Genomic DNA, 6355 nt, shown 5'->3' on the forward strand with positions numbered 1-6355 from the left:
TGCTATTCTCCCAGATAGACTTCAATGACGGTCTTGTTACTGGTGATCTCTTCAGGTGTACCTTCGGCGATCTTTTCACCGTGATGGAGTACTACTATTCTGTCGCATATAGTCATGATGGCCTTCATAACGTGCTCGATCATCATGATGGTTATGCCTCTATCCCGTATCTTCTTAACAAGCTCCATAGCCTGGGCAACCTCCGTAGGGGTGAGTCCTGCCATCACTTCGTCAAGGAGAAGCAGATCAGGTTTTGTGGCAAGGGCTCGGGCCACCTCAAGCCTTTTCTGATTGGCAAGAGTAAGATCGATAGCACGTCGATCACCCAATCCGGACAACCCGACAAAATCAAGGATCGCGTCTGCATCTTCCATATCTGCCCTGTCTTCTTTTAACTTTGTGCTCCCGAACAAGTATCCCAATCGAGTGTTATCCAGGACCGACATCCTTGAAAAAATTTTAACGGACTGAAAGGTCCGTGCAATACCCATCCGTGCAATCTTGTGGGGCTTAAGACCTGTGATGTCGACACCCTTGAAGGTGATGGTCCCAGTGTCAGGTTTCAATGCACCCGACACCAGATTAAATAGGGTTGTTTTGCCTGCCCCGTTGGGACCGATGAGGCCGAGTATCTCACCTTTTCGTATATCCCCATCCACGTTAGTTGTAGCTGCTAATCCTCCAAAATGTTTATTCAGACCCTTTGCTTCAAGTATGTTCATGGCTTCTCCGCATATCCTGTGTTTTTTCTTCTCAGCAAGCGTTCTATAACCCCCTCTATGCCGAGCGGCATGAACCTGATAACAAGAAGCATGGTCAAACCAAAGAGGAGCATGTAGTAGTAAGGAAATTTAGTCGTAAATATCTCCTCAAGAATGGAAAAAACAGCTGCTCCGGTAATAGGCGCATAGAGATGGCCCATACCTCCGAATATGGCCATGAGAACAGGCATAAAGGAACGGCTGATGTCAAAGGCCATAGTCGGATCAACATAGGACCATCTCAGGCTCATGGCTGCTCCGGTAAGCCCCATGAAGAAGGCGCTGACGGCAAAAATCACTGATTTTACCCTCGTTACGTTTATGCCCGTATGGGCAGCTGCATCCTCCGACTCTCCTATCCCCTGCAAGGCCAGACCGAACCTGGAACGTTTGATGAGATATGATGTGAGAAGAACCGCGAGAAATATACAGACCATCGTATAGTAGATGGTAGTTGCATCCGGTGAGATGACCATTCTCCCAACAGTACCGGTGATGTTAACCTCATACCAATGCAGCAGGTTTCTTATAAGTTCAACCAGGCCAAAGGTAAACATAGTGAAATACATGCCCTTCAATCTCAAGGTGACCGAACCCACCAGATAAGCAAGGCAAAAGCTTGCTATTCCACCAATAAGAATCACAAAAATAAGAGGCAGTTCCGCGCTCAGGAGGGCTGTTGAGTATACACCCACACCAAAAAAGGCCGACGTGGCAAGGGATATATAGCCCGTAGGTCCAGAGAACATCGCCCAACTCACCGTGAGAACCACATACATGAGAATATTAGCAACGAAAATGAGTTTGTACGACGACGACGAAATAAATACCGGTAGAAGGATTAACATCATGAGCAGAACAAATGATAAGACGGTGGAACCATACCTTTTCTTTCTGATTTTCATAACTTTCAATTCCTTATTTTCCCAAGAGTCCTGTAGGTCTCACTAAAAGTAAAAACAGGAAGATCACATAGTAGGCAACCATCGACAAGCCCGGTTCGAACGATGTAACTATATATCCCACCAGGCCCAGGATGAAGCCTCCGATGAAACTCCCTTTTATATTGCCCAGTCCGCCAAGAACAACTACGATGATGGCGATCAGTGTATATTCCATTCCCATAAAAGGCGTCGTTACCGAGGATGTCATGCTTAGCAGGAGCCCCCCTGTCGCCGCCATCGTGGCACCAAGGCCAAAACAGAGGGCCAGAACACGATTAATATGGACCCCCATAAGTTCCGCAGCGTCTGCATCCTGAGCCGCCGCCCTGATCGCCTTGCCTGTACGGGTATTGGCTAAGAAAATATAGAATGCCAGACCAAGTACCACTGAAGCAAAGAGCGTGACAATACGATTTGCAGGAAACACTGTACCCAGGAAGCTGACGGGATATGCCATATATGAATAGCCCTTCACCGGCGCCCCCCATATGATTAAAGCCAGATTTTGGATGATAAACATAAGACCAAAGGATGCCAGCATCGAACTGCCCTCAAAAGCAGCAGGCGATTCGGAAGAAACTCTGAGAGGTGTATAAAGTACCCTGTAGATTACAAAGCCGACCGCAAAGAAAGCTGGGGCACAAATGAACAGTGAGATAAGAGGGCTCACCCCCAGCATCGTAAAAAGCGTCCAGGCAGCAAAAGAACCCAGCATGATGAATTCACCATGTGCTATGTTCAGAACCCGGGCCACACCGTATTGAAGACCAAAGCCGACGGCAATCAGGGCATATATGCCGCCCATCAATAAACCACCAATCAATATATCTACCAACTTTACCATCATTATAGCATTCTCCTGAATCTCTTATTCAGTCTCCGCGCAATCCCTTGGTCTTCTTGCCGGAACGAAAAAATCCTTTTTTCCGACACGGAAACCGATAGTTTCACGCCCGGGGTTTCAAGATGGAAACTAACTAACCTGTTTTTGCACCCTTAACGCATGCCGCCATGGGAACTTCAGACGGCATGCGCACTCTTATTCTCTCCAAGGTGCAGGGAAGAACTACTTATCTTTCTTTGGTGGCGGCTGCCATGCCGGCTTCGGGTAAATAGGTTTTGCCGTCCGTTTCAGTCCGGGGTCTATAACCTGCCACTCGCCGTTCTGCCACTGACCCATCTCACCTGGATGATTCGTGTTATATTGACCCTTAAAACTCATGGGTCCCATAGCCGTATCATAGGTCTTCTTGGCCATTACGTCTTTAATCTTTGTATTGTTGAGAGTTCCTGCTTCTTCAATAGCCTGTCCGAAAAATTGCAGTGAAGCATAGTATATCAGACTACCCCAACCTTCAGGTTCAAACCCCCATCTCTTTACATAATCATCATGGAATTTCTTTGCGCCAGGAGAAGTCTTTACACTCCATGCTCCGGCGCCCATGACGCCGTCGATCCCTTTAGCTCCAAAGGTGTCCCGATATTGAGAAAGGCATGGTCCTACAGTCATATACATAGCCTTGGGGTCAAAACCAAGTTCCATGGACTGGCCCGTCAGAAGGAATGCTTGAGGCGGATATACAAATGCCAACAAAGCATCAATATTGGCTGCTTTGGCCTCTTTTACCAGGGGGCTTAAGTCCTTCACGTCCAGCGGAAAACTCTTGGAGAAGGCAACCTCAATTCCATTTTTCTTCAGTGCCTGAAGTGCGTCCTCATTATATTCTATGCCATGAAGGTCCTGAATGTATATGATGGCAACTTTCTTTACTCCCACTTCCTTCATAACTTCTGCCATGACAGGCATATGGGTTTCAGAAAAATTCAAGACCGCGAAAAATTAGGGAAGTTTATGTACGATCTTTTTGAGCTTCTTCGCTCCGCCTGAACCTCCGAGAAGAACCATCTTGTGTTTGTTGGCAATCGGGGCTGAGGCAAAGAGGAAAGCTGTGTCCCAGGGAGAAAAAATCAGATCGACTTTATCCTCGACAATGGTCTTTTCGAGGAGTTTCGTCATGGTTCCGACATCACTCTTATCATCATATTTAGTGACTTCAAGGGGTAGTTTCTTGCCGTACTCCTTGATGTAAAGTCCACCCCTGGCATTAACCTCCTCGACCCACATGGTGTAAACATTTCCGCTCGTCACCGGAACACTACTCGCATTTACACCCGACAAAGACGTGACCCAGCCAACCCGGATCTTGTCCTTCGCCGGCGGCGCTGCCTGGACAAAAGAACACAAGCAAAATACCACCACCGACACTACTATCAGTGCACAAAGCAGTTGTTTCTTCATCTTTCTACCTCCTCCTTTTTGTATTATCGTTTAGCAATGCACGATACGTCCTCATCCGGTAATCATACCAATGGACCCAGCCAGGGTTCACCGGTAATAACTCCCGATTACTGCGTTTTCGGATACATCCGTCCTATTTGCCATCCCCGGACTCACTTGGACTTCTGCCACTCCGGCTTTGGATACAAAGGTTTTGCAGTACGCTTCTTGCCCGGGTCTATAACTTCATACACGCCATTCTGCCATTGGCCTATCTCACCTGGGTGGGTAGTGTTGAACCCTTTTTCGAACCTCATCGGTCCCATAGCCGTGTCGTATGTTTTTGTGGCCATAAGGTCCCGTATTTTCTTTTGATTCAGGGTCCCTGCTTCTTCAATAGCTTTCTCAAAGAATTGGAGTGAGGAATACATGAAAAGTGGTCCCCAATATGAAGGCTCAACTTTATATTTATTAATAAAGTTATCACGGAACTGTTTTGCTCCAGGCGATACTTTCTCATTCCAGGCTCCTCCTCCCATCACCCCTTCCACGTTTTTTGCACCAAAGGCCTCCCTGTACTCTATAAGGAAAGGACCAACTGTCAGAAAAAAGGCTTTCGGATTGAAGTTGATCTCCATCGCCTGTTTAGTCACAAGGAATGATTCGTCAGGATAGATAAACCCCAGGAAGGCGTCAACATCGGCTGCTTTGGCCTCTTTCAAAAGAGGAGAAAGATCCTTCGTTCCAAAGGGGAAGCTCTTTACCATTGCAACTTGAATCCCCCGCTTTTTTAGCTCTTTGAGTGCCACATCTCTATACTCGATGCCGTGAAGATCCTCGATATAGATGATAGCCACTTTCTTCACATTAGCATCCCCAAGTATCTGGACAAGAGGGGGCATCTGGGCCATGGCCGTGTTTAGCACCGAGAAAAAGTATGGGAATTTCGGCATCATGTCTCTGAGTTTGTCGGCTCCACCGGGGCCGCCGATGAGTATGTACTTATGTTTGTTGGCTATGGGCGCAGCGGCGAAAAGCATTGCCGTACCCCAGGGTGAAAATATGAAATCCACCTTATCTGTCAATATTGTTTTCTCAAGCAGCTTCGTCATAGTACCTACGTCGCTCTTGTCGTCATATTTGATAACTTCTATAGGCAACTTTTTCCCGTACTCTTTGACGAATATCCCTCCCTTTGCATTGATCTCATCGATCCAAAGATCATATGTCATTCCGTAGGTGCCCGGCACCCCGCTGGCATAGGGACCAGATAGAGAAGTAACCCAGCCTATACGTATCTTATCCTTCGCGGGCGCTGCAACAAGAGTGTTACAAAACAGAAACAGCACCATTGGAACCATGACCAGTAATGCAACAAACATCTTCTTTTTCATACCATCCCTCCTGTATATTATCTGGGGACTACGTCGATTCTTCCCGTAGCCGCGCCACTGACTGAGTCCCCTTTCTTTTAAGAGCAAGCAACCGTCAACAGCGTCAACATGGCCGCATTAACACCTATTTACGCCGGTTTCTTATCGGCAGGATAAAAGGTCATTGACAACTTCTGAATGATGGCACCGGCAGGTGTATTTGCAACAGCGCCGTTTTCACCAATCGCAAAAAATTTGCCTGTCTCCCTCATCTGGTCCCAGTTATGAAAGAAAACGGTCGAAACAGGCAGGCCGAATTCACGGAAGCAAAAAACGTACTGGTTATCATCGAACTTATAATCGCTATGAAAATCTACGTCCGCTTCACCATAAAGCGGTCCTACTACACAATGCCAGACATAGCGTTGCGTATTCAAGTAAATATGTTCAAAACACTGGTTGGGATTGTATGTATAGATCGCCCGCAAACCGACCAGATCACGTGTAGGAGCAGGTTTATGTCCCGTTGGCGGAATAGCCGGATCACCAAGAACGCCTGGAGAAAACTGATGAACAGCCCTGGGCTCTTTGCCTACATCGCCTTCGCGCATAATTGTCCGAATTGAGAGCACCCGTCTTGTTTTCGTGTTTGCAATAAAGGTCTGCGACTGGCGAGGTTCACTGGTGAATGTCATGTCGATAAAATAGGTTTCGGATGCTACTTCCACCACTTCGCACCAGTCCGTGCCGCCTTCATTGCCGCTTTTCCAGATAGCTTTATTGCGTTCAGTAAACTCTATAACAAAGATCGCCCCTGATTCGAGCGTAATTCTAACAGTCTGACCTACCAAAGCTTCCGTTTGATTAAGACGATGGAAAGCCATCTCTGATGCATAATCCTCATACTTATAATTAGTTTCACCTTCTCGCTGTGACATCATGTACCTCCTTTAAATAATCAGAAAATAGCCTGACTTCATTCAATAGACTAAAATTCTA

General features: G+C 46.9%; 5 protein-coding genes and 1 pseudogene. All 6 read right to left on the minus strand.

Features of this window, described 5'->3' with window-relative positions:
* Positions 1 to 2 precede the first annotated feature (2 nt).
* The 6 genes and pseudogenes from NT010_11285 to NT010_11310 all read right to left on the minus strand — a co-directional run bounded on the left by NT010_11285 (position 3) and on the right by NT010_11310 (position 6297).
* Entirely contained in the window at positions 3 to 722 is a 720-nt protein-coding gene (locus NT010_11285) for an ABC transporter ATP-binding protein (protein ID MCX5806631.1), read from the minus strand.
* Entirely contained in the window at positions 719 to 1666 is a 948-nt protein-coding gene (locus tag NT010_11290; protein ID MCX5806632.1) for a branched-chain amino acid ABC transporter permease, read from the minus strand. The genes NT010_11285 and NT010_11290 overlap by 4 nt, the downstream gene beginning before the upstream one ends.
* 13 nt (positions 1667 to 1679) lie before the next feature.
* Positions 1680 to 2552, minus strand: coding sequence for a branched-chain amino acid ABC transporter permease (locus NT010_11295; GenBank protein ID MCX5806633.1), 873 nt, complete (start codon positions 2550 to 2552; stop codon positions 1680 to 1682).
* Positions 2553 to 2771: 219 nt separating this feature from the next.
* Positions 2772 to 4004: pseudogene (locus NT010_11300) on the minus strand (amino acid ABC transporter substrate-binding protein).
* A gap of 152 nt (positions 4005 to 4156) precedes the next feature.
* Positions 4157 to 5377, minus strand: coding sequence for an amino acid ABC transporter substrate-binding protein (locus NT010_11305; protein ID MCX5806634.1), 1221 nt, complete (start codon positions 5375 to 5377; stop codon positions 4157 to 4159).
* 128 nt (positions 5378 to 5505) lie between these two features.
* On the minus strand, positions 5506 to 6297 hold the full coding sequence (locus NT010_11310) for a MoaF N-terminal domain-containing protein (protein ID MCX5806635.1): 792 nt from the start codon (positions 6295 to 6297) through the stop codon (positions 5506 to 5508).
* Positions 6298 to 6355: the final 58 nt, after the last annotated feature.

It is taken from the genome of Pseudomonadota bacterium, from assembly GCA_026388275.1.
Lineage (GTDB): Bacteria > Desulfobacterota > Syntrophorhabdia > Syntrophorhabdales > Syntrophorhabdaceae > JAPLKB01.